This window comes from Chryseobacterium sp. SIMBA_038 (assembly GCF_046535115.1).
In the GTDB taxonomy this organism is placed as follows: Bacteria; Bacteroidota; Bacteroidia; order Flavobacteriales; family Weeksellaceae; genus Chryseobacterium.
This window is the reverse complement of sequence record NZ_JAWRXH010000007.1, coordinates 163301-187342: the sequence shown is the minus strand read 5'-3', so window position 1 is coordinate 187342 and position 24042 is coordinate 163301. Positions and strand designations below refer to the sequence as shown.

Here is a 24042-nt window from a genome sequence, read left to right as displayed (position 1 = left end):
AAACTAAAAATAATAAGTATAAACCGTTTCTTTTGAAGCGGTTTTTTTAATTTTATACTTAAATAAAAATTCATGAAATATTTTAAAAATGCTGTTGCGGTTATAATGTTATCGATTGCGCCAACTTTATTCTTTTCGCAGGTAAAACCATTGGATGCAGATCTTACGAATTATCAATATCCTTATGAAGTTCATTTCATTAATTTAAAATCTCAAAATAACGATTTGAAAATGGCTTACATGGACGTAAAGCCAAAAACACCAAATGGAAAAACAATAATGCTTCTTCATGGTAAAAACTTCAATGGAGCTTATTGGAAACAGACGGCAAAAGATCTCGCAGATAAAGGGTTTAGAGTCATTATTCCTGATCAGATTGGATTTGGCAAGTCTTCAAAACCTCAAAGTTATCAGTTCTCTTTTTCTCAATTGGCGGAAAATACAAAAGCTATTTTGGATGAATTGAAGATTGATAAAACAATTGTTCTAGGTCACTCAATGGGTGGAATGGTTGCCACAAGATTTACATTGCTTTATCCTGAAAAAGTTCAAAAATTAATTCTTGAAAACCCAATCGGGCTTGAAGATTACAAAACCTTTGCAGGTTACCAGACGATAGATCAGGCATATCAGTCAGAATTAAAAAATACGGCAGAAACGTATAAAAATTATCAATTAAAATTTTACTACGACAATAAATGGAAAGCAGAATATCAACCTTGGCTTGATTTAATTGCAGGTTGGACATTGCATTCTGATTATCCAAAAGTAGCTTGGGATGCTGCTTTAACTTCAGACATGATTTACAATCAACCGGTTTGTTATGAGTTTAAAAATATTAAAACTCCAACTTTATTAATTATTGGAACAAGAGACAGAACGGCAATCGGGAAGGATAGAGCTCCAAAAGAATTACAGCCAAAAATGGGGCAGTATCAGGAATTAGGAAAGAAAACCCAACAAAAAATTGCAGGCTCAAAATTAGTCGAAATTGAAAATGTAGGTCATCTTCCGCACATTGAAGTGTATGATAAATTCTGGAATGCTTTGTATGATTTTATTAAGTAAAGAAGGGAGTTGGAAGAGGGAAGTTGGAAGTTTACAAAATTGAGAATAATCTATTTGTTTCCATAACTTTTGTCATAATTATCAGATTGCTTCGTCGCTTCGCTCCTCGCAGTGACGAAAATAAAAAGAGACTGCTCAAATATGAACAGTCTCTTTTTGTATGTATTGTTGTCTGAATTATTTCTTCTTGTAAGAAGCATCTTTAATTCTAGCTTTCTTACCTCTAAGATCTCTGAAGTAATAGATTCTAGATCTTCTAACTTTACCTTTTCTGTCAAGTTCAATTTTTTGAAGAGCTGGCATGTTGATAGGGAATACTCTTTCTACACCTACATCACCAGACATTTTTCTGATTGTGAAAGTTTTTGTAGAACCAGTACCTCTTAATTGAATAACTGTTCCTTTGAAGAACTGAGTTCTGGTTTTTTGACCTTCCTTAATTTCGTAATAAACAGTGATTGTATCACCTGCTTTGAATTCAGGAAATTCTTTTTTTGTAATGTACTTGTCTTGTACGTACTTTAATAAATCCATTTTTAATAAAATAAAATGTTAAGGCTAAGCAACTTACACGTTTTTCGTCAGAGGTTGAATAACAGGTTGCAAATGTACAAAATACTTTTTGAATATGCCAAATAATTTTTTGTTATTAAACTACATATTTTCAGAGTTTTTGACTCCAAAAATTAACATATCCTTTACGCAGACGGCAGATTGAGTTTACATGGGAGTTTTACTTTTGCCCGAACTAAAAATGGCAGTAATTTTTTCCTCAAATCATTGACAAACAATTTAAAACTCAATACACTACTTATTATGAAACACTACTTATTTTTTTTCTTTTTTGTCGTCCAGATGACATTTGGGCAGGCTTTGTATCCTTATTTACAAAACCCGACACCAAATTCTATGATCGTTAATTGGAAGACCTCTTCTAATAATGAAACAACCGTTATTTACGGAAATTCTCCTACAAGTTTGAATGTTACCGTTACTGGAACTACCAATATTTTTTCAGACACGGGATATAATAACAACTATTATTATCACACGGCGAAAATCACCAACTTATTGCCGAATACCAAATATTATTACAAAATAAAAACAGGAACAAGTGAATCTGCGGTTTATAATTTCAGAACACTGCCTTTGCCGGGACAGCCTGTAACAGCGAATGGGAAAATCCGTTTCCTAATTATGGGAGACAACCAGATCAAAGCTGAGCCTAGATATGATACCTTAACTTTAAATGCCTATAAAAAGTTAAAAGACAAATTTGGACCAACTTCAGATCCTTCGGATAACGTGGCTTTGACTTTTATGGTTGGAGATCAGGTAGATGTGGGAACATTGGATCATTACGAAAATGTACATTTTAAGAAGAATATTAATTTGTCACCTTATCTTCCGATCCAAACTACAGTTGGAAACCATGAAACTTACGGAACAATGGGAATGAATTCTTATTACGCTCATTTCTATATTGATGAAATTAAATATAAAAACATCAGCTCAGGAAATGAGAATTATTATGCTCAACAGGCTGGAAATGTTTTATTTATCAGTTTAAGTTCAGAACATACAGGTTCAGCTCAGCAAACTTGGCTTCAACAGATTTTAAATGAAGCAAACAATGACCCTACAGTAGATTGGATTATCTCATTAAGTCACAGACCTTATCAGGCTGAGCAATATGTGGGAGATATTTCGACTTGGGTTAGAAATAATGCCGTTCCGCTTTTAACAACATCTAATAAATATTTGATGCATGTTGGAGCGCACCACCACTTATATCACAGAGGACAGTTGAAAGATTCTCCGAACTATCAGCTGATTTCTGGTGGAGTTGCTTGGGATCAATATTGGGGAATGTCTACTGAGCAGGATTTTGATGATGTTCAGAAAACATTGACAGATTGGACGTATCAAATCGTTGAAGTTGATGTTACTAACGGAAAAGTTGATGTTGAATGTTACTCAATCGGTGGCGTTTACAATAAAAAGAATAATGAATTAATTGACACATTCCACAGGTATAAAAATCAGCCAAAACCTGCGAAACCATCAATTACGAATACTTTTTCAGCGCCGATAACGTTACCTTTGACATTAAACGGAAGTACTTTTTCATCGTCAAACAACGAATTATTAAATACAACTCAGTTTTTAATAAGTAAAGCAGCTGATTTTTCTGTTATTGAAAAGGAATTCTACAGAGATTTTGAAAACTGGTTCGGGAAAGATGGAAATGGAACGCCTGATAAAACTAAAAACTTAAATGCCGGAGTTGATATCACCAAAGCTACCATTGTAACCAATTCGATTTCAAACGGAACTTATTATGTAAAAACCCGTTACAGAGACAGAAACTTAGAATGGAGCGATTGGAGCGATGTGAAACAATTTGAAGTTATAGGAAGTGTAGTTTCGAATCCAACATTTGTTTTAGATAAAACTGAATACACGCAAAACTCACCTATCACGGCTACTTACACGGGAGGTCCCGGAAATCAGCAGGATTGGGTTGGAATTTATAAAAAAGGTCAGAGTCCTGCGGGAGTAACGTCTCAGGGTTTTATTTATACTAACGGACAAACTGCCGGAACAGCTCTTTTCACGAACGGTTTACCGAATAAAGGTCAATATTACGCTGGATTTTTCGCTAATAATGGGTACACGGAAATTACACCAAGAAAAAATTTCTATGTAGGACCAAAAGTTGTATTACAGGCTTCTGCAGATACGTATCCTGTGGGTGGAACAGTAACAATTAATTTCAGTAACGGACCAAATTTAGTAAAAGACTGGATCGGAATTTATAAAATGGGACAAACTCCCGGAACAAACACTTCGATCAAATGGGATTATGTAACAACAGCTTCAGGAGCGCTTAATTTTACAGGGCTTCCGAAAGGATATTATTACGCGACCTATTTGCTTGAAGATGCATATACAACAATTGGTGAGAAAGTTTTCTTTAAAGTGGGAGACATTGTTACCGAACTTTGGACGAATAAACCGGTTTATACTTTAGGGGAAAGCATCACTGCTTCTTGGACGGATTCTCCGGGAATTATCAAAGACTGGTTGGGAATTTATCCTCAAAATATTCAGACTCCGGATGATAATTTTGTTTCTTATACTTATTTTGATGGAGTTACGCAGGGGACAAAAACAATTCAGGGAACTGCAATTCCTGCTACACCAGGAAATTATTATATGGTAATGTTTACCAATGATTCTTATACGGAGGTTTCAAACAGAGTGCAGTTTCAGGTTTCTGGGCCAACTTTAGGTACGGATGAAGTTCATAATAGTACAACTAAAAATGTAGTTTTATATCCGAATCCTACAAAACCGGGTCAGCCAACATTCATAAAAAGTGATTATCCGATTGATAAAATTGAATTACTTTCTGCGAATGGAGATCTATTGTACGAATCTAAAAACATCAATAATCAAAGATTCTCTTTAGTAAATGAAAACCTACCAAAAGGAGTATATTTTGTGAAAGTTCACACAAGAAAATTATTTACTTTAAAATTGATTATTCAATAAAATTTTAAATCAAATAGTACAACAAAAGCGAGAAATAATTTTCTCGCTTTTTCTATTTACTACAAAAATGAAAGTAAATAGGCATTATATATATGGTGTTGATTAGGTTTATTATTTTGCGATTATGTTGAGTAAAATCCCCAAAATCATTATCGAAATACCAAATGTCAGCATTCCCAATATATAGGAAGCGAAAGCTTTAAAATAGCTGGCTACTCTGTTTTTATCGAAAAATTGTCCAACTGCCCAAGAAAAATAAGCAAATACGATCACTGTTGCAATCTGCATAAGATGATATTTTGTTAATCCCTCAAAAATGGCAAAAACAGAAAATATCAGCATTTCCATTCCAAGAACAAAGCATAACAGGATTAATATTTCAAAAAAATTATAATCATATTTTTTGAAAAAAATTTTTAACCAAAAAGCAATAAATCCTCCCATTATAATATTGGAATACCCATAATGACTTTGAACCCAATTATTAATCGCATTGAGCTTCGTATCTTTTGCTCCATCAATTTTTATATAGCTTTGTTCAATATGAAAAAAATGATTGATAAGCGTGTATATCAGTGATGTGACAATAATAAATATGATAGGCTTTACAAGTCTGCTTCGGTTTTCAGTGATGAAATTTTTAATATTTTCTCCGGGTCTTATCAATAATTCCCGTATGGTGTATAAAATACCTCTCTCAAAATGTAAAACATGCTCGATCTCATGAATGATATAATGACCATCAATTCTTTTTGGTTTTACTGTTTGTTTGCAGTTAGAACAAAATTCTTCACTCATAGTTAGGTTTAATTTTGAATGCAAAAAACGATAAATGATTTTAAATAAGCTTTACACTTTAGTGTAGTTTTAGAGGATATTTATCCAATTGAAATGAAAGAAACTCGTAATTAATGGAAATTTCATTTAAAAAGAAGAGTCTCGAAGGGACAATTTAATAAAGGATTGGATAAAATCCAATCAAACGCATTGATTAAAACAGAACATAAAAAAGCAGGAAAATTAATTCCTGCTTTTCTATTATTTATAAGGATCAGCTTTTTTTCGTTTAATAAATGTGTCAATTCCAAAAGCTTTATAGCCATATAATGAAAATAATCCTAAGATCATAATGTATAAAACCTGCGGAAGATAGAAGAAATACGTCAGCCATGTAAAATCATCCATCGGACGATTTCCAACTTTAGGATCAATTGGAATTAATTCTGTCGGAATAGAATGAATATCTTTCGTAAAAAGTGCAACAAGCATTACTACAATTAAAGCAAATGAACTTAATCTTGTTAACAACCCTAAAAGCAATAATAATCCCCAGAACATTTCATTAAAAGCGACAAAATTAGCCATGAATTGAGGGTTTGAAAAGCCCAGACTTGTAATAGTTTTCAACATATATCCTTGAAAAACAGGATGAAATAACTTATTGAAACCAGTAATAAAAAAGAATAAACCAATGCTTATTCTGCAGATTACATAAAATACGTCGCCAACTTTAACTAGATTTTCTTTTTCCATTTTGTATTTATTATTAATTAAAAATTTTATGTTGTAGAGGGATTTAACATAATGTATGATTACCAAATGTATAAAAAGTTAGATAAAAATTCAAATAAATTCCTTGATACTGTAGTTATGAGAAAAATTATTAAATTTAACCAACAGAAAAATCTAATATTTCATGATAGATAAAAGAGTAAAAAATGCAAAGGAAGCCATCGAAGGAATTAATGATGGAATGACTTTAATGTTGGGCGGTTTTGGACTTTGCGGAATTCCTGAAAACTCAATTAATGCTTTGGTAGAAAGCGATGTGAAAGATTTAACATGTATTTCAAATAATGCAGGTGTTGATGATTTCGGATTGGGATTATTGCTTCATAAAAGACAAATCAAGAAGATGATCTCTTCTTATGTAGGAGAAAATGCAGAGTTCGAAAGACAGATGCTTTCAGGAGAATTAGACGTTGAATTGACTCCACAGGGAACTCTTGCTGAAAAATGCAGAGCGGCTCAGGCTGGAATTCCTGCTTTTTACACGCCTGCAGGTTTCGGAACTGAAGTGGCGGAGGGTAAAGAAGTAAAAGATTTTAAAGGGAAACCTCATATTTTAGAACATGCTTATGAAGCAGATTTTTCTATCGTTAAAGCTTGGAAAGGCGATCACGCAGGAAATCTTATTTTCAAAGGATCTGCAAGAAATTTTAACCATCCGATGGCTGGTGCAGCAAAAATTACGATTGCTGAAGTAGAAGAGTTGGTAGCACCGGGAGAATTAGATCCTAATCAAGTTCATATTCCGGGAATTATGATTCAAAGAATTTTCCAGGGAGAAAAATTTGAAAAAAGAATTGAACAGAGAACAGTTAGAACGAAAGAATAATCTTTTGCATTACTTTTCTTAGAAAATAATACCCCGAAACTTAATTTTTCGGGGTAATTTTTTATTTTAAAGTTTATATCCAATCCTCAACCCAAAACAAAAATTAAACAAATTTCCGGAACTTTCTTCCAGATCTAATTTTTGGAAAAGTGGTTTTAGTCCTGTTCCATTTCTGGTATCCTTTGTCTCATTATATTCAATATCGCTGTTTGTTATTTTTCGATTCATCATTCCCAATCCAATAAATGGTTCCAAGATGATTTTTTTCGATACTGAAATTTGATTTCCAAAAGTTACATTGAAACCTTTTGCTGTCCTTTTTGTCCCGAAATTATCTGTATATTGCTTCGTATCATCATCTTTTGGCGAATAATCTAAAGAATTTGTGCTCTCGTTTTCACGATAAAACAATTGCAATCCAACATAAAATTCATTTCGTTTAGATTCAATTCTCGAATGAAGCATTTTGAATAAATACACACGACCTTCAAGACTGGCTTTAAAACCTTTTGATTTTAAAAATACTGTATCTGGTTTGCTAAAATCATATAATTGATAACCAACTTCCGCATTCACACTGAAGTACGGATTGATTTTTCTTTCAACAGAAATTTGCAAAGTGGGATAAGAAACGACATCAACTAATTGCGTTGCGTTCAATTTCAAAATCCAATTATTTTCCTTTGATTCTTGGGCAAAAATCGAAATTGAAAACGTTAAAACAAGAATGGTTAAAAGTTTTTTCATTAAAATTAGTTTATTTTAAGTCAACGTTTTGCATCATCTTTCTTTCCCCAATTTGTTGTCTCCACATTGCATAATATAATCCCTTTTCAGCAATCAAATTATCATGAGAACCCATTTCTATGACTTGTCCGCGTTCAAGGACATAAATTCGGTCTGCATGCATAATCGTACTTAATCGGTGCGCAATAAGAACGGTAATTTGTTCTTTTTCTTTAGAAATATCCTTTATAGTCGAGGTAATTTCTTCTTCGGTAATACTATCCAAAGCAGAAGTTGCTTCGTCAAAAATCAATAAATGAGGTTTTCTTAAAAGCGCTCTTGCGATGGCAATTCTTTGTTTTTCACCACCGCTCAATTTCAGTCCGCCTTCACCAATAACGGTTTCGATGCCTTTTTCTGCTCTTTCCAGTAATGCAGTACAGCTCGATTTTTGTAAAGCAATTTCCAAGTCAACTTCTGTAGCATTGGGATTTACAAAAAGAAGATTTTCTTTGATGGTTCCTGCAAAAAGCTGGGTGTCTTGGGTTACAAAACCGATCTGATTTCTCAATTCATCAAAATCAAACTCTTTTCCATTAATAGAATTGTAAAAAATATTGCCTTCCTGAGGTCTGTACAATCCAACCAACAATTTCACCAACGTACTTTTTCCTGAACCGCTTGGTCCGACAAAAGCGATGGTTTCTCCATTTTTAACATCAAAGGAGATATTATTTAAGGCTTTATATTGAGCAGATTGATGCTTGAAAGACACATGTTTAAATTCCAATTCTTCAATAGCGCCAATTTGTTTTGGATGAAGTGGTTTTTCTTCCACCTCTTTTTTCATTAAATTATCAAAATTAAAAAGAGAAGCTTCGGCCTCACGATAAGAAATAATGATGTTACCTATTTCCTGCATCGGACCAAAGATGAAGAATCCATAAAACATTAGGGATAAGTATTGTCCGGGAGTTACAATGTTTTTAAAAATTAATAATAACAAAGTCATGGTAATCATCTGTTGAAGAAAATTCACCATCGTTCCCTGAATAAAACTTAAAGAACGGATACTTTTCACCTTTCTAAGTTCAAGCCCAAGAATTTTATACGTATTATTATTCAAACGGATAACTTCTTGATTGGTTAAACCTAAACTTTTAACAATCTCAATATTTCTTAAACTTTCCGTTGTACTTCCTGCTAAAGCTGTAGTTTCAGAAACAATATTTTTCTGAATACTTTTGATTCTTTTACTTAATAAGTTGGTAATAAATGCAATCAGAAAAATTCCGCAAATATAAACAGGCATAATCGACCAGTGCAAACGAATTGCATATACCGAAACGAAAATAATACTTACCAAAATTCCGAAGAAAATATTAATAAAACTCGTGATAAATTTTACAGTATCTTCTCTTACTTTCGTTAAAATTGATAGTGTTTCACCACTTCTCTGATCTTCAAATTCCTGATAAGGCAACGCCATTGAATGTTTCAAACCATCTGTAAAGATTTTCGCACCAAACTTTTGAGTAATCACACTTACTGCATAATCCTGAAATGCTTTCGCAATTCGGCTGACCATTGCTGTTCCAATCAATAATGTTAAAAAGTAGAACACACCATGATAAATTCCTTCTCCATATAAATATTGATCCATATTTCTGGGTAGAAGTTTTTCTTTATCAAAAAAGTTAGGATGCGTAACCAGTTTATCAAGGATATTACCTGTAATGGCCGGTGCAAATAAAGAGAAAACCTGATTAATGGTGGCCAAAAATAAAGAAAAGGCAATCAACCATTTGTAAGGCTTAAGGTATTTTAAAAGTATTTTCATTTCTAATAAATAATTGCACAAAATTAACAATATTATTTTGACTAACGGTGTTAATAATTTTATCTTAATCTGTCATTCTTCATCATTGAAGAAATCTTTGTGTTAAAAAATATCCTTGTCAAGGTTTTGAACCTTGACAAGGATATTCTCGGAAGGCTTTGCTTATAGATATTTTTAAAAAGTAAATTTTATCCCTAATTCAGATGGGAATAATAACTTTGAATAATAAAGCCCTTTTGTATTCAAGTGAAAATATTTAAATTGCAGTCTAAGTTTTTAATATGCTCACAAAAGAACAAATTGCTAAAAGAATTTCAAAAGAACTCAAAGACCGTTACTATGTAAACCTTGGAATAGGAATCCCAACGTTGGTCGCGAACTACGTTCCAGACGGTATTTCCGTAGAATTCCAGAGTGAAAATGGAGTACTGGGAATGGGACCTTTCCCTTTTGAAGGTGAAGAGGATGCGGATGTCATCAACGCTGGAAAACAGACTATCACAATTTTAGAAGGTGGTTCATTCTTCGACTCTGCGTTCAGTTTCGGGATGATCAGAGGTCAGAAAGTAGATCTTACTATTCTTGGAGCAATGGAAGTTTCAGAAAACGGAGACATCGCCAACTGGAAAATCCCGGGAAAAATGGTAAAAGGAATGGGTGGTGCGATGGATTTGGTTGCTTCTGCAGAAAATATTATCGTTGCGATGATGCACGTAAACAAAGCCGGAGAAAGCAAAATCTTAAAAAAATGTACACTTCCTTTAACCGGAGTTAATTGTGTGAAAAGGGTAGTAACAGAACTCGCAGTTTTAGATGTTACTCCTGAAGGTTTCAAATTGGTGGAAAGAGCACCGGGAATCTCAGTAGAACACATTATAAAATCTACAGAAGCAGATCTGATCATTGAAGGCGAAATTCCTGAAATGCAATTCTAAATAAAACAAAAACCTTGTCACTGACAAGGTTTTTTTAGCTATATACTGTAATTAAGACAAATAAATTATTCTGATATTTTTACCATTACCTTTTCATGGCTATGCTTAAAATCTTTTATGGGAATTACCCATAATTTAAAATCTGCATCCGAACTGTAAAGTTTGCAGCTTTCATCTATAAATGATGATGGTGAATTTTTAAAATCGGTAATATATTTTGTAGCCTCTTCTTCTATACTAGGAATTATTAAACAATGATAAATAGTTTGCATAAAATTACTAGAATTGGTAATGAATTTTTTCTTACTTCTTACAGCTTCACTGAATGTCATAATAATTAGTTTATGCAAAAATAAAAAATAAATTAAAAAAAGAGTTATATAATTGTCAGTTTTTCTTATTGATTTACTGTTTGTTAACTTATAAATAAGAATGTCTTTTATTCAATAAAAAATAAATAATTTAACACTAAATGATAAAAGTAATTTATCATTTTCAATAAATATTTGAAAAGTATTCAATATTAAGTGATTTATTTTTAAGTTAAAGTTTGTTAAACACCTTTTAAATGAACTCATTTTATAACAATGAAATTACGTCCTGTAGTTATTTTGTAAGACGTAAAATTTCAAAAAACAAAAAACTCTGCCAATATGAGCAGAGTTAAATATGTCTAAGATTTTATTAAATGTGGAGAAAGAGGTTATTTACCGTCCTGCGCTCCAAAAACCTTCTGTAAAATAGAAGTTGTTCTCATGGCAGGAGTATCTCTGATTCCGCTTTCTTTTTGTGCTACCATTTTAAAAACTCCGTTGATGGTTTCTGTGGTAACATATTCATTAATATCCGTCGTTACAGCTTGTCCGGTGAAAGTATTGTATTTTGTAATGATACTTTTCCAAACCGAATCAGCACCCACTTTTCCTAATGAAGCTTTCACTTTCGGCTGAAATGCAGTAAACAACTGACTTTGAGTTTTACCCTGCAAATAAGTCGTTGCAGCATTATTAGATCCCAATAAAATATTTTTTGCATCTGTAATCGTCATCGAAGTAATTGCATTGGCGAAAATCGGTGTAGCTTCTGTCACTGCATCTTCCGCAGCTCTATTCAACAATTTCACACCTTGATCAGCTAAACTTCCCAAACCAATCGCGCGAAGTGTGGTGTCAATTTTTCTAAGTTTTTCAGGCATTAAAATTTTTACAGCTTCATTTTTAAAAAATCCGTCTGTTACAGCTAATTTTTTCACGCCTTCAGTTACCCCAAGATTTAAAGCTTCCTTTAAACCCGATGAAATTTGAGTAGAAGTTAGGCTGCCTAAATTGATAGGAGATGTAGAAGTTGATTTTGTAGGAGTCGTCGTCGTAGTAGAGGTTGACGTGTTTGTTTTTACAGGATTATTAAGGTCAACACCTGTTTTATCTTTTACTGTAGATTTTATAATATCTAAAATTTGCGCCTGTGCAGAAACTGAAAATAGCAGTACGCCGGCTAATAAAATTGTTTTTCTCATTGTATATTTTTCTGCAAAATTAGATGATTTATTTTTTAATAAGTTAAAAAGGTTGTTGAAGTTTTCAGAAAATAATTATATTAGCTAAAACCTTAATCAAATCCAATGATACGAGCTTTTTTAGTGTTTTTTATACTAGTTTCAACTACAATTTTTTCTCAAAAAAAACTGAATTTAATTCCATATCCTCAAAAAGTTCAAATAAATGAGGGAAATTTTACTATTCCTGACATTATTATGTTAAATAGTGATTTACCGAAAGAGGAAACAGAATACTTTAAAAAGAAGGAAGGTTCAACTCAGAAATTTCAGAATTCAGGGAAATCAGAGGCTCATTTGGTATATTCTCAGTTACCAAAATCGACTAATTCTCAACAAAATGATGAGTTTTACTCACTAGAAATCAATTCAAAACAGATTTTAATTAAATCTTATACAAAACAGGGATATTTTTTAGCGCTTCAAACATTAATTCAATTATTTGAAGATCATAAAACGGATAAACAAATTCCGGCCTTAAAAATTGAAGATCAGCCCAAATTTGCATGGCGCGGAATGCATTTGGATGTTTGCCGTCATTTCTTCACGGTTGAGGAGGTAAAGCAGTATATCGATTATCTGGCAATGTATAAATTGAATACATTTCATTGGCATTTAACAGACGATCAAGGTTGGAGAATTGAAATTAAAAAATATCCGAAATTAACGCAAATCGGTTCAAAACGTAAAGAATCAATGATCGGAGCTTACGTTGATAATACTTTTGACGGAAAACTTTACGGGCCTTATTTTTATACGCAAGATCAAATAAAAGATGTGGTAAAATATGCTACGGATCGCCATATCACAGTAGTTCCTGAAATTGAAATGCCTGGTCACGCATTAGCTGCATTGGCTGCATATCCTGAATTGGCTTGCACAAAAGGGCCTTTCGAGGCCGCAACAAAATGGGGAGTTTTTGATGATGTTTTTTGTCCGAAAGATGAAACGTTCAAGTTTTTAGAAAATGTTTTAGATGAGGTTATTGCGCTTTTTCCATCTCAATATATTCACATCGGAGGTGATGAATGCCCGAAAACAAGATGGAAGGAATGTGCTCATTGTCAGGAATTAATCAAGAAAAATAATTTGAAGGATGAACACGGTTTACAAAGTTATTTCATCCACAGAATTGAAAAATATGTCAACAAAAAAGGCAGAAAAATTATTGGCTGGGACGAAATTTTAGAAGGCGGGTTAGCACCAAACGCAGCCGTAATGAGCTGGACAGGCGTAAACGGTGGAATCGAAGCTGCAAAATCAAAACATTTTGCAGTAATGACTCCCGGATCTTTTTGTTATTTTGATCATTATCAGGGTGATCCGCAGTCTGAACCAAACGCTTTTGGTGGATTTACACCATTAGATAAAGTCTATTCTTACAACCCGATTCCTACAGAATTGAATGCTGAACAGGCAAAATATATTTTAGGCGTTCAAGCCAATTTATGGACAGAATATATTGAAGATTTTAAACAGGTTCAATACATGATTTTCCCAAGATTGATGGCACTTTCGGAAGTTGGCTGGGGAACGTCAGATCCTAAAAATTATAAAGAATTTGAAGGAAGAGTAATCAAACAGTTCAAAGTTTTGGATAAAATGAACGTGAATTATGCAAAAAGCATTTACAACGTTTCAGGAAAGGTGGTTCCGAATAATAATGGAGTTTCTTATGAACTTTCAACCTCACAAAATCCAAGCGGAATTGGCTATACTTTAGATGGGACAGATCCGACTGCAAATTCTCAGACCTATCAAAATCCGATTCCTGTTTCAAAATCAATGACCATTAAATCGGCTTATTTTGAAAACGGACAATTGAAAAGTGCAATTTCTTCTCAACAATTTACAACTTCAAAGACTACAGGGAAAAATATTACGTTAGAACAACAGCCAAGCGAAAATTATTCTTTTGGTGGAGCCTTTACTTTGATTGATGGAATTATTGGAAATCAAAGACAGTTAGGAAAAACGTGGCTAGGCTTCCAAGGAAAAGATGTTGTAGCAACGATTGATTTAGGAAATAAAACTCAATTTTCAGAAGTCTATTTTAATACCTTAGAAAATAAGGGAAGCTGGATTCACATGGCAAAATCTGCACAAATTTTTGTTTCTGATGATAATAAAAATTTCAAAATGATTAAAGAAATCGGAAAAGATGAAATCCAAAATGCAAAAGGAAAGATTAAATTAAATGTAGGAAATCAAAACTCAAAATATATTAAAATTAAAATAGAAAACGCAGGAATTATTCCGGCCGGAAATCCGGGAGCCGACTCAAAAGCTTGGCTCTTTGTTGATGAAATCGGAGCAAATTAATATAATTTTAACCACAAAAGATTCAAAAGGTATTAATGGCTTATTAAAATTTAATTTTTTGAGAAAGCAAAAGCCGCTAAAAGGAAAAATCAAAGATTTTTAACTTATGTGTTCTTATCTGTAGTTCAATGAGCAACTTAAAATAACTAAAGTGTTAATCTTTTGTAACTTTTGTGGTTAAAAAATTAAATAAGTTTTTAAAGACCTGCAACTAAATATTATAAAAACCTATGAACTCACGTAGAAAATTTCTTAAAAATACAGCACTCGCTTCTTCAGCATTATTGTTGAATCCATTGGATTTAATTGCTGAAAATTTACCTAAAACAGATAATAAAATTGTAAATAAACCAATCGTACTTTCAACCTGGAATTTCGGATTAAAAGCCAATGAAGAAGCCTGGACGATTTTAGGAAAAGGTGGAAGAGCTTTGGATGCGGTAGAAAAAGGCGTTCGTTTGGTTGAAAATGATCCAACTGAAAGAAGTGTCGGTTACGGTGGTCGCCCAGACAGAGACGGAAGAGTGACGCTGGATGCCTGTATTATGGACGAAAACTACAATATTGGTTCAGTTGCCTGTATCGAAAATATTAAAAATCCGATTTCTGTTGCCAGAGCCGTGATGGAAAAAACGCCACACGTAATGTTGGTAGGTGATGGAGCTTTACAATTTGCAGTTTCTCAAGGTTTTAAAAAAGAAAATATTCTGACTGCCGAGTCTGAAAAAGAATGGAAAGAATGGTTAAAAGACAGCAAATATCAACCTATCGTAAACATTGAAAATCACGATACGATTGGAATGATAGCTTTGGATGCTCAGGGAAATCTTTCCGGAGCTTGTACAACGAGTGGAATGGCTTTTAAAATGCACGGCAGAGTAGGAGATTCACCAATTATCGGAGCGGGTTTATTCGTTGATAATGAGGTTGGTGCAGCAACGGCGACAGGTCACGGTGAAGAAGTAATCAGAATGGTTGGGACTCATTTGGTGGTTGAATTAATGCGACAAGGAAAAAAGCCTCAACAAGCTTGTAAAGAAGCAGTTGAAAGGATTGTAGAAATTACTAAGAAAAGAAATAAGAATTTAAAAGATATTCAGGTTGGCTTTATTGCGATCAATAAAAAAGGGGAATATGGTTCGTATTGTATTCAGGATGGGTTTAATTTTGCGGTTTACGACCAAAAAGGAAATCGCTTGGAAAAACCTGAATTTGCTTTAAAATAATTTTTCAGACATTTAAATATCAATAGGAACGGGCTTTAGCCCGTTTTCAAAATGTAATATATTCAATTGGCTTTAGCCAAAACTTAACTATCAATGAGATTAATAATTCTTTCGTCATTATTTTTAATTCTTTCCTGCAAAGAAGAAAACAAAAATACAATCATCAAGGCTAATCAAGCTCCGAAAGAAAATATAGTTACAAAGCCTGAACCTAATGAATCCGAAGAAGCAAAAAAATGGCTGACAGAAAGTATTGAGAAATTTTTCAAGACAGATCTTTCCACAATGGATTCGGCTATGCAAAATATTACAACCAAAGATTATTACGAGTATAAAACGGATGCTACCAATGTAGAAATGGATACCGATGGAAGTCTTACGGAAAAGGAATTTGATCAAAAATGGAAGAATAAATTTGATACAAAAAAAGCCGGAATAGATGTAGGTTTTTTAATTTCCGGACAAGACTGGAATGAAATTAAAGTTTCAAAATGCAATTTCATTTCTCAAGATGGAAACAATTATTTGTTTGATGTAGTTCTTGAGGATAAAGAATATAAAGCAGAATATCCAATTCAGGTAAAATTAGTAAAGGAAAAAGAAGGATTTCTTATAGCTGATGTCCTTCAATAACATTTTCAAATTAAAAATTAATATTCAGAAATGTCAAAAATAGAAATAGCGTGCTTCAACCCAGAATCAGCAATCATTGCTTTCAAAAACGGAGCCGATAGAATAGAATTGTGCGATGGATTGAGCGAAGGCGGAACAACGCCAAACTTTGAAACTGCAAAACAGCTTATAGAAAAAATAGACATTCCGATTTTTGTGATGATTCGACCTCGTGGTGGAGATTTCACCTATTCTGATGCAGAATTTGAACAAATGAAATCTGAATTGATTCAATTAAAATCATTGAATGTTGATGGTTTTGTTTTCGGAATTTTAGATAAAAATGATGAGGTAAACATTGAACAAAACAAAGAATTGGTTGAACTTGCAAAACCTTATCAATGTACGTTTCACCGTGCTTTCGACAGAGCAAAAGATTTAGAAAATTCTTTAGAAAAAGTAATTGAATGCGGTTTCAAAACAATTCTTACTTCAGGTCAAAAACCAAATGTTTCTGAAGGCAGGGAAAACCTGAAAAAGCTGGTTGAGTTATCTAATGGAAGAATCGAAATACTTGTCGGCGGCGGACTTCGTTCAACAAATATTGAAGAAATTAGAGGACTTACAAAAGCTGAATATTTCCATTCTTCTGCGATTACTGATGGTGGTGCTTTCGCGAATGCTGATGAGGTTTTAGCTTTGAAAAACAGTTGATTTTAAACGCAAAGTTTAATATACAGACGGTTTACTTTTAAGGAGCAAAGAATTGCGACAAAGTCGCTGATGAAGCTTGAATAAAACGTATGCTTAATCAAAATCAATTTATTGATTAATCTTTGCTCCTTAATTTTAACATCAAGAAATATACTCTTTGCGTTAAAAAATAAAATACAAACACAAATGACAGAAAACGAATTATCCTATAAAATTATAGGATCAGCTCTCGAAGTTCACAGAAATTTAGGAGTAGGATTATTAGAAAATGCATATGAACAAGCTTTAGCATATGAATTGAAAAAATCGGGATTTAATGTAAAACAACAATTATATCTACCCTTAAAATATAAAGGAGTAAATATTGAAAATGCTTATAAGGTTGATTTAATAGTAGAAAATAAGGTTGTTATTGAAATAAAGGCAACATTAGAAATTCATCCGATTTTTTATTCTCAACTATTGACTTATTTAAAATTTACAAATTTAAAACTTGGACTTCTTATTAACTTTAATACTCCTCTTATCAAAGACGGAATTCATAGAATTGTAAATAACTTATAATGAACAAAACGATCCTTTTTGCTTTCCTCTTCATTCAAAATATCATTTTTGCACAGTTTTCTGAACGGAATCTATCTTCTGGAAAATGGCAATTTAAAAATTCAAATGAAAATAAATGGCTGTCTGCTACGGTGCCGGGAACAGTTCATTTGGATTTAATGAATAATAAAATTATTCCTGATCCTTACAAAGATGAAAATGAAAAGAAAGTTCAATGGATAGAAAATGAAGATTGGGATTACCAGACTTCATTTACAATTTCATCAGCCGAAAAAAAGAATCAGAATATTGATTTGGTTTTTAATGGATTAGATACTTTTTCAGAAATTTATCTGAACGGAAAACTATTGAAGAAAACCGATAATATGTTCAGAAAATGGGAAATTCCCGTTAAGAAGTATCTGAAAGCCGGAGATAATTTATTGCAAATTAAATTCAAATCTGCAGTAAATGTAGGAAAAGAATTGGCAAAAAAAGTTCCTTTTACAATGCCGGAATCGCCAAGAAGTTTTGTGAGAAAAGCGCAATATCAATTCGGATGGGATTGGGGACCGAGATTGGTTACGGCAGGAATCTGGAAAGATGTTAAGTTGAATTTCTGGAATGATGCTAAAATTGAAAACATAAAAATTGAGCAAAAAAGTTTAACAAAGCAAAAAGCAGAATTAAATATTCAAACCGAAATTGTTGCTAAAAAAGAAGGGAAATATGCTGTTTCCATTAATAATCAATCAAATAATTTTCAATTAAAGAAAGGAAGAAATATAATTCAGATTCCTTTTACAATCAACAATCCAAAACTTTGGCAGCCGAATGGTTGGGGTGATCCGAATTTATATGATATTAAAATTTCTCTGCAAAAAGATTCAAAAATTGTAGATAATAAAACGGAAAGAATTGGATTAAGAACGATTGAACTAATTCAGGAAAAAGATACAAAAGGAAAATCTTTTTATTTTAAAGTCAACGGAAACCCAATGTATGCAAAAGGTACAAACTGGATTCCATCAGATAGTTTTTCACCCAGAATTACCAAAGAAAAATATCAGAAACTCATCAAAGATTCCAAGGAAGCGAATATGAATATGATTCGTGTCTGGGGCGGAGGAATTTACGAAGACGATGAATTCTACAAAGCCTGTGACGAAAACGGAATTCTGGTTTGGCAGGATTTTATGTTTGCGGGAAGCTTTTATCCGTCTGATGAAGCATTTTTAAGTAATGTAAAAGAAGAAGTAAAAGATCAGGTTAACCGACTTCAAAATCATGCGTCAATTGCTTTGTGGTGCGGAAATAATGAAGTTGATGAAGCGATTGTCAACTGGGGATATCAAAAGCAGTTCAAATATTCAAAAGAAGATTCTCTTCAGGTTTGGAAAGACTATAAAAAAGTTTTCCATGAATTAATTCCCAACACGTTAAAAGAAAACTTAACTGCTGATAAAAATATCTATTGGCCAAGCTCACCATCGATTGGTTGGGGGCACAAAGAAAGTCTGACCGAAGGAGATTCCCATTATTGGGGCGTTTGGTGGGGCGAACAACCGTTTGAAATTTACAACGAAAAAGTTCCAAGATTTGCTTCAGAATATGGTTTTCAAGGAATGCCGACATTGGAAACTACAAAGTCTATGTTTTCTGGAGTTCCTAATTTAAGTATGGAAAATGGAACAATTAAAGCTCATGAAAAACACGCTAGAGGTTGGGAAATCATTAATTCTTATATGAAAAGGGATTATAATATTCCAACAGATTTTGTGAAATATAACTATGTTTCTCAGTTACTTCAAGCCCTCGGAATGCAGATTGCTATTGAAGCTCACCGCCGTGCAAAACCTTACAATATGGGAACTTTATATTGGCAGTTGAACGATTGCTGGCCGGTAGTTTCATGGTCTTCAATTGATTATTTAGGAAACTGGAAGGCGTTGCATTATCAAGTTAAGAGGAGCTTTGAAAATCAGGTTATTTTGACGGATGAGAAAGATGGAGTTTTAAACTTTTATGCTATTAATGATAGTTTGAATACATTTGAAAATGTAAATCTAGAAATTCAGGTTATAAAATTTAATGGTGAAATTTTAAATAAAAAAGTCGTTTCAAATGGAAAAAGTTTGGAAGAAATTTTAAAATTCGAACCAATTGAAATTAAAAATTTACTTTCCAATTTCAATAAAGATGAAGTCTTTTTACGATTAACTTTAAAAGATGAAAAACAGAAAATCATCGCTCAAAACAATTATTTCTTCTCCAAACCGAAAGATTTAAAACTAACAAAACCTAATATCAAAATCAAGAAAATTTCTCCGACAGAAATTGAAATTTCCACCGATATTTTAGCAAAAGATGTTTATTTAATGGGAGATACGCATTTTAGTGATAATTTCTTCGATTTACTCCCAAAAACGTCGAAAAGAATAACTCTTTCAAAACCTTTGGAAAAAGTTGAGGTATTAAGTCTTTGGGATACGATTAATAATTAATTTTTTTTAAAAAATTTTCTTCGTCCAAAACAACAAAAACTATGTAAAAAATACCAGTTTTCATTCTCAACTCAAAAATCAACTGTAAATTTGCGTCATATTTCTTACACATGGTAAATTTTGTTCTGATCGCAGTCTGCATTTTGGCGGGAATGATTTTCAAGGCAACAAAATCTATTCATCCCGATGCTCACAAAGGCATTAATACTTGGATTTTATATCTTGCGCTTCCTGCGGTTTCGTTTAAATATTTACCGAAAATTCAATGGACAACAGAAATGCTTTTTCCGATTGCAGCTACTTTTTTAACGGCAGTTTTCTGTTTCTTTTTCATGATGTTTTATAGTAGAAGCAAAGGCTATTCAAGGCGGTCTAGGAGTACAATGGAGTTGGTGAGCGGTTATAGCAATACTTCATTTATCGGATTTCCTTTGATCTCTGCTTTTTATGGAGAAAGTCTTTTAAGTATTGCGGTCATTTGTGATCAAACCATGTTCTTTTCACTTTCAACATTAGGAATTATTGCAGCAGTAAGAGGTGGAAGCAAATCAGGACAGGTAAGTGCAAAATTTATTTTAAAAAGATTGATCACCTTTCCTCCGCTTGTTGGTTGTATTGCGGCTCTCATTTTATCTCAATTTATAGATTTCACTTTAGCAGAACCGTTTTTTGATAAACTTGCTGCAACTGTAAGTCCATTGGCGCTGTTTTCGGTTGGATTACAGCTAAAATTCAATGGTTGGAAGAAATTAATTCCACAAATGTCAGTTTCCATGTTATATAAATTGATTTTGGCTCCTGCAATTATGCTGGGATTGGCTTTACTATTAGGAATAAAAGGAAATATTGCAAAAATCACCATTTTTGAAGCTGCAATGCCGGCCGTTGTTACGGCAAGTATTATTGCAGAACAATTCAGATTAAATACCAAACTGACGAATTTAACAATAGGATTCAGCATAATTGTAGGATTTTTTACAACAGCGATTTGGTATCATATTCTTGAATTAATATTTTAATTTAACTCAAAATCAGACAAAATAATAGAGTCAATATTATCTTGCCATTGCTCCACATGTGAAGAGTTACTTGCAGACGGTAAGATAGAAGTTGATTGATATTGGTTATCTCCTTTTAATCTTATTTTAGCTTTAAAGATCATTTTTTTTCCTGTTTTTTGAATTGTAAGAAGAGCGTAAACAGAAGATGTCATCATTTGAGCTTCGGAAAATGTTAGTTCAATACTGTTATCTTTTATGTTATCTTTCTTAAAATTTTCCAGATTGTCAAAAAGATCTATTTTTTCTGTAAGATTTTCTTCTTTAATAATTTCAAAATTGATTATTTTGTTTCCTTTGAACTCAGGTTTAAGTAAAAGTTTTTTACCGATCGGAATAGTAATTTCTCCCTTATTTAAAGAAGTTTTTTCTTGAGCTTGAATAATAGTGAGAAGAAATAAAAATAATAATGCAAAGATTTTTTTCATGGTTAGTTGTATTAAATTGAAAAGTTAAATTGATATAAGAACGATAAAAATAGAAAAAATTGCAGTTCTCTAAAGAAACATTTAATTTTACACTTTAAATATTTCCCTTTGCGATACGCCCAAATTGTTTTACCATTAAATTTAAAAGGTTCTTTCACATATAAAGTTCCTGAAGAGCTTATGTCTGTAATTCAAGCTGGAATGCGTGTGCTGGTTCCTTTTGGTGGGAAGAAAATATACACGGGACTTGTATTTGAACTTCATGACAACGAACCTGAAAATTTTGTTGCTAAAGAAGTCATTAGTTTGTTGGATGATGCTCCGATCTTACCGAAAGAGCAGATTAACTTCTGGAACTGGCTTGCCGACTATTATTTATGCGGTCTTGGCGAAATTTATCGTTTCGCATTTCCATCTTCCTTGAAATTGGAAAGTGAAACCTATTTAAAATTAAGACCCAATGTAACAGTTGATTTTGAAAATTTGGATGTGAATGAAATGTATCTCATTCAGGCCTTAGAAGTAAGACAGCTCATCAATCTTACAGATATTGAGGCCTTTATTCAAAAAAAGGATATTATTAAAACCATCAATTCTTTGATTGACCTTCAATACATTGAAATTGATGAAAAAATAACGGAAAAATACAAAGCAAAGGAAGTTGCTTACGTGAGAATTAATCAATCGGTTTTAGATAATCAAAATCTTACGGAAATCCTTTCAAAGCTGAATAAAGCTCCAAAACAAAAAGACCTTTTTCTTATTATTCTGGATAAACAGACAGAAGATCCATCAGGTTTTATAAAGAAATCCGACTTATTTGCAGATGGTAATTTTGGAAGCTCGCATTTCAAATCTTTAGCAGATAAAAATCTGATTGAAGAATATTACATGCAGAAAGACAGGATCGAAAGCTATGATGGCGAAATTGAAGAAATTGAAGAACTTTCCGAACAGCAGAAAGTAGCAAAAGCTGAGGTTGATGAAGCGTTTGAAGCCAAGGAAAATGTATTGCTTCATGGTGTTACTTCTTCCGGAAAAACCCATATTTATTTAGATAAAATTGAAGAATGCATCAATGAAGGAAAAAACGTATTGTTTTTACTTCCTGAGATTTCTTTAACCAAGCAAATTACCCAAAGATTAGAAAAAAAATATGGACGACAAATCGGTTTTTATCACCAAAAACTTACGGATTTCGAACGAGTAGAAGTTTGGAGAAGAATCAAGCAAAACGATATCCGAATTCTTATCGGAACACGAAATTCTTTGTTTTTACCGTATCAGAATTTAGGATTAATTGTTGTTGATGAAGAACATGATTCTGCTTACAAACAGTTTACTCCATATTTTAATGGAAAAGATTCGGCGTTGGTTTTGGCGAGTTTCTATGATGCAAGAGTGATTTTGGGATCGGCAACACCGTCTGTTGAAAGTTATTATCGCGCAAGAAAAGGGAAGATGAAGTATATTTTCCTGACAGAACGTTTCGGAAATGTCAACTTACCTGAATTTGAATTAATTAATTTTAAAGAAGCTCAGGATTCTAAAAAGATATCAGGAAATTTTTCCATGCGATTAATTGAAGAACTCCAGAGAACTTTAGACGATAAAAATCAGGCAATAATTCTACACAACCGCCGTGGTTATGCGAATGTTATCGAATGTGAAAGTTGTGGCTACGTTAATTACTGTTCCAATTGCGACGTTGTGATGACGTACCACAAAGCTGCCAATGAAATGAAATGTCATTACTGTGGTCAGAGAGCATCAAAGCCAAAAGCCTGTCCAAAATGTCATTCTGAAAAACTGAATGAAAAAGGAGTTGGAGTGGAACAGATTCATGAAGAAATTTCTAAAATTTTTCCTGAAAATGAAGTAGACCGAATGGATGTGGATTCTATGCGTAAGAAATTCGCCTACGAAAAATTATACGAGAAAATTGAAGATCGCGAAACCGATATTGTAGTTGGTACTCAAATGATTTCCAAAGGATTGGATTTTGATCATATAGAATTGGTGGGTATTCCAAAAGCGGATTCCTTACTATATGTTCAGGATTTCAGAGCGGAGGAAAGAGCTTATCAATTGATTACCCAGGTTTCAGGAAGAGCGGGAAGAGTTTCAGGAAAAGGAAAAGTTTTAATTCAGACTTATAATCCGGATCATTCTGTTTTTCAGTTGATCAAGATGAATAATACGGCTAAAATCTATAAATATTTCCTCACAGAACGTCAGAAATTCCATTATCCGCCTTTCACAAAGCTGATTATGATCGAGATGAAACATAGAAGAGAAGATAAAGTTGATCGCGCTTCCCAATTTTTAGGGTCTATTTTAAGAAAATATCTTCCGGAAGATTGTGTTTTAGGTCCTGAAAGAGCGCAGATTGCTAGACTTAATAATCTCTATCAGTTTCAAATTATGCTGAAGCTTCCGAGAGGGAAAAACTATGAAAAATTTAAAGAAATGGTTTTGTTAAGTTTGAAAGAATTTGATGAGATTACTGCTTACCAAAGCATCAAAAAAGACGTTTTAGTGGATTTTTAACAATA

The 24042-nt window shown here is 32.8% G+C and carries 20 protein-coding genes; 12 read left to right on the top strand and 8 right to left on the bottom strand.

Features of this window, described 5'->3' with window-relative positions; genetic code table 11:
* Nucleotides 1-72 precede the first annotated feature (72 nt).
* Nucleotides 73-1068, top strand: a complete 996-nt coding sequence (locus SB689_RS18410) for an alpha/beta fold hydrolase (protein WP_410693555.1) — start codon at nt 73-75, stop codon at nt 1066-1068.
* 177 nt (nt 1069-1245) lie between these two features.
* Here SB689_RS18410 and rplS read toward each other — a convergent pair whose 3' ends face one another.
* Nucleotides 1246-1602, bottom strand: coding sequence for a 50S ribosomal protein L19 (gene rplS / locus SB689_RS18405; protein ID WP_047398112.1), 357 nt, complete (start codon nt 1600-1602; stop codon nt 1246-1248).
* 282 nt (nt 1603-1884) lie between these two features.
* On the opposite strand from rplS, the gene SB689_RS18400 reads away from it, so the two are divergent.
* Complete coding sequence (locus SB689_RS18400; protein WP_410693554.1) at nt 1885-4626, top strand: fibronectin type III domain-containing protein; 2742 nt, start codon at nt 1885-1887, stop codon at nt 4624-4626.
* A 111-nt stretch (nt 4627-4737) separates the two neighbouring features.
* On the opposite strand, the gene SB689_RS18395 is transcribed toward SB689_RS18400, so the two are convergent.
* Both SB689_RS18395 and SB689_RS18390 read right to left on the bottom strand, forming a co-directional pair.
* Nucleotides 4738-5424, bottom strand: a complete 687-nt coding sequence (locus tag SB689_RS18395; RefSeq protein ID WP_410693553.1) for a DUF3667 domain-containing protein — start codon at nt 5422-5424, stop codon at nt 4738-4740.
* 240 nt (nt 5425-5664) lie between these two features.
* A complete protein-coding gene (locus SB689_RS18390; protein WP_410693552.1) occupies nt 5665-6159 on the bottom strand; it encodes a DoxX family protein in 495 nt (164 codons plus the stop codon).
* 163 nt (nt 6160-6322) lie between these two features.
* On the opposite strand from SB689_RS18390, the gene SB689_RS18385 reads away from it, so the two are divergent.
* Complete coding sequence (locus SB689_RS18385; RefSeq protein ID WP_410693551.1) at nt 6323-7024, top strand: CoA transferase subunit A; 702 nt, start codon at nt 6323-6325, stop codon at nt 7022-7024.
* A 66-nt stretch (nt 7025-7090) separates the two neighbouring features.
* Here the strand turns inward: SB689_RS18385 and SB689_RS18380 are convergent, their stop codons facing one another.
* Both SB689_RS18380 and SB689_RS18375 read right to left on the bottom strand, forming a co-directional pair.
* Entirely contained in the window at nt 7091-7771 is a 681-nt protein-coding gene (locus SB689_RS18380; protein WP_410693550.1) for a DUF3575 domain-containing protein, read from the bottom strand.
* 10 nt (nt 7772-7781) lie between these two features.
* A complete protein-coding gene (locus tag SB689_RS18375; protein WP_410693549.1) occupies nt 7782-9590 on the bottom strand; it encodes an ABC transporter ATP-binding protein in 1809 nt (602 codons plus the stop codon).
* A 281-nt stretch (nt 9591-9871) separates the two neighbouring features.
* Here SB689_RS18375 and SB689_RS18370 point away from each other — a divergent pair, with 281 nt between their 5' ends.
* Nucleotides 9872-10525: a CoA transferase subunit B gene (locus SB689_RS18370; RefSeq protein ID WP_410693548.1), complete on the top strand. Its 654-nt coding sequence runs from the start codon at nt 9872-9874 to the stop codon at nt 10523-10525.
* 65 nt (nt 10526-10590) lie between these two features.
* Here the strand turns inward: SB689_RS18370 and SB689_RS18365 are convergent, their stop codons facing one another.
* Together SB689_RS18365 and SB689_RS18360 are read right to left on the bottom strand one after the other, a co-directional pair.
* Entirely contained in the window at nt 10591-10857 is a 267-nt protein-coding gene (locus SB689_RS18365; protein WP_410693547.1) for a hypothetical protein, read from the bottom strand.
* A 371-nt stretch (nt 10858-11228) separates the two neighbouring features.
* A complete protein-coding gene (locus SB689_RS18360; protein WP_410693546.1) occupies nt 11229-12041 on the bottom strand; it encodes a DUF4197 domain-containing protein in 813 nt (270 codons plus the stop codon).
* Between the two features lie 105 nt (nt 12042-12146).
* On the opposite strand from SB689_RS18360, the gene SB689_RS18355 reads away from it, so the two are divergent.
* From SB689_RS18355 to SB689_RS18325, 7 genes are all read left to right on the top strand, one after another.
* Complete coding sequence (locus SB689_RS18355) at nt 12147-14402, top strand: family 20 glycosylhydrolase (protein WP_410693545.1); 2256 nt, start codon at nt 12147-12149, stop codon at nt 14400-14402.
* A gap of 230 nt (nt 14403-14632) precedes the next feature.
* Nucleotides 14633-15628 (top strand): isoaspartyl peptidase/L-asparaginase family protein, encoded by a 996-nt coding sequence (locus SB689_RS18350; RefSeq protein ID WP_410693544.1) that lies wholly within the window; start codon nt 14633-14635, stop codon nt 15626-15628.
* 93 nt (nt 15629-15721) lie between these two features.
* The gene (locus tag SB689_RS18345) at nt 15722-16261 is read left to right on the top strand and encodes a hypothetical protein (RefSeq protein ID WP_410693543.1); all 540 of its coding nucleotides are present in this window, start codon (nt 15722-15724) and stop codon (nt 16259-16261) included.
* A gap of 30 nt (nt 16262-16291) precedes the next feature.
* A complete protein-coding gene (locus SB689_RS18340; RefSeq protein ID WP_410693542.1) occupies nt 16292-16954 on the top strand; it encodes a copper homeostasis protein CutC in 663 nt (220 codons plus the stop codon).
* Nucleotides 16955-17140: 186 nt separating this feature from the next.
* Complete coding sequence (locus SB689_RS18335; protein ID WP_410693541.1) at nt 17141-17518, top strand: GxxExxY protein; 378 nt, start codon at nt 17141-17143, stop codon at nt 17516-17518.
* Complete coding sequence (locus SB689_RS18330) at nt 17518-20001, top strand: beta-mannosidase (protein WP_410693540.1); 2484 nt, start codon at nt 17518-17520, stop codon at nt 19999-20001. The genes SB689_RS18335 and SB689_RS18330 overlap by 1 nt, the downstream gene beginning before the upstream one ends.
* Nucleotides 20002-20111: 110 nt before the next feature.
* Nucleotides 20112-21020 carry an AEC family transporter gene (locus SB689_RS18325; RefSeq protein ID WP_410693539.1) on the top strand — a complete coding sequence of 303 codons (909 nt, stop codon included), beginning with the start codon at nt 20112-20114 and terminating at the stop codon, nt 21018-21020.
* On the opposite strand, the gene SB689_RS18320 is transcribed toward SB689_RS18325, so the two are convergent.
* A complete protein-coding gene (locus SB689_RS18320) occupies nt 21017-21487 on the bottom strand; it encodes a hypothetical protein (RefSeq protein ID WP_410693538.1) in 471 nt (156 codons plus the stop codon). The genes SB689_RS18325 and SB689_RS18320 overlap by 4 nt on opposite strands.
* A 108-nt stretch (nt 21488-21595) precedes the next feature.
* Here SB689_RS18320 and priA point away from each other — a divergent pair, with 108 nt between their 5' ends.
* Nucleotides 21596-24037, top strand: coding sequence for a primosomal protein N' (gene priA / locus SB689_RS18315; RefSeq protein ID WP_410693537.1), 2442 nt, complete (start codon nt 21596-21598; stop codon nt 24035-24037).
* The last annotated feature ends 5 nt before the right edge of the window (nt 24038-24042 follow it).

What these genes read in the sequence shown, in the direction of transcription:
- SB689_RS18355 (WP_410693545.1), top strand. Translation starts at nt 12,147, where the DNA reads ATGATACGAGCTTTTTTAGTGTTTTTTATACTAGTTTCAACTACAATT.
- SB689_RS18395 (WP_410693553.1), bottom strand. Translation starts at nt 5,424, where the DNA reads ATGAGTGAAGAATTTTGTTCTAACTGCAAACAAACAGTAAAACCAAAA.
- SB689_RS18345 (WP_410693543.1), top strand. Translation starts at nt 15,722, where the DNA reads ATGAGATTAATAATTCTTTCGTCATTATTTTTAATTCTTTCCTGCAAA.
- SB689_RS18340 (WP_410693542.1), top strand. Translation starts at nt 16,292, where the DNA reads ATGTCAAAAATAGAAATAGCGTGCTTCAACCCAGAATCAGCAATCATT.
- SB689_RS18390 (WP_410693552.1), bottom strand. Translation starts at nt 6,159, where the DNA reads ATGGAAAAAGAAAATCTAGTTAAAGTTGGCGACGTATTTTATGTAATC.
- SB689_RS18365 (WP_410693547.1), bottom strand. Translation starts at nt 10,857, where the DNA reads ATGACATTCAGTGAAGCTGTAAGAAGTAAGAAAAAATTCATTACCAAT.
- rplS (WP_047398112.1), bottom strand. Translation starts at nt 1,602, where the DNA reads ATGGATTTATTAAAGTACGTACAAGACAAGTACATTACAAAAAAAGAA.
- SB689_RS18350 (WP_410693544.1), top strand. Translation starts at nt 14,633, where the DNA reads ATGAACTCACGTAGAAAATTTCTTAAAAATACAGCACTCGCTTCTTCA.
- SB689_RS18320 (WP_410693538.1), bottom strand. Translation starts at nt 21,487, where the DNA reads ATGAAAAAAATCTTTGCATTATTATTTTTATTTCTTCTCACTATTATT.
- SB689_RS18375 (WP_410693549.1), bottom strand. Translation starts at nt 9,590, where the DNA reads ATGAAAATACTTTTAAAATACCTTAAGCCTTACAAATGGTTGATTGCC.
- SB689_RS18410 (WP_410693555.1), top strand. Translation starts at nt 73, where the DNA reads ATGAAATATTTTAAAAATGCTGTTGCGGTTATAATGTTATCGATTGCG.
- SB689_RS18385 (WP_410693551.1), top strand. Translation starts at nt 6,323, where the DNA reads ATGATAGATAAAAGAGTAAAAAATGCAAAGGAAGCCATCGAAGGAATT.
- SB689_RS18370 (WP_410693548.1), top strand. Translation starts at nt 9,872, where the DNA reads ATGCTCACAAAAGAACAAATTGCTAAAAGAATTTCAAAAGAACTCAAA.
- SB689_RS18380 (WP_410693550.1), bottom strand. Translation starts at nt 7,771, where the DNA reads ATGAAAAAACTTTTAACCATTCTTGTTTTAACGTTTTCAATTTCGATT.
- SB689_RS18400 (WP_410693554.1), top strand. Translation starts at nt 1,885, where the DNA reads ATGAAACACTACTTATTTTTTTTCTTTTTTGTCGTCCAGATGACATTT.
- SB689_RS18330 (WP_410693540.1), top strand. Translation starts at nt 17,518, where the DNA reads ATGAACAAAACGATCCTTTTTGCTTTCCTCTTCATTCAAAATATCATT.
- SB689_RS18325 (WP_410693539.1), top strand. Translation starts at nt 20,112, where the DNA reads ATGGTAAATTTTGTTCTGATCGCAGTCTGCATTTTGGCGGGAATGATT.
- SB689_RS18360 (WP_410693546.1), bottom strand. Translation starts at nt 12,041, where the DNA reads ATGAGAAAAACAATTTTATTAGCCGGCGTACTGCTATTTTCAGTTTCT.
- SB689_RS18335 (WP_410693541.1), top strand. Translation starts at nt 17,141, where the DNA reads ATGACAGAAAACGAATTATCCTATAAAATTATAGGATCAGCTCTCGAA.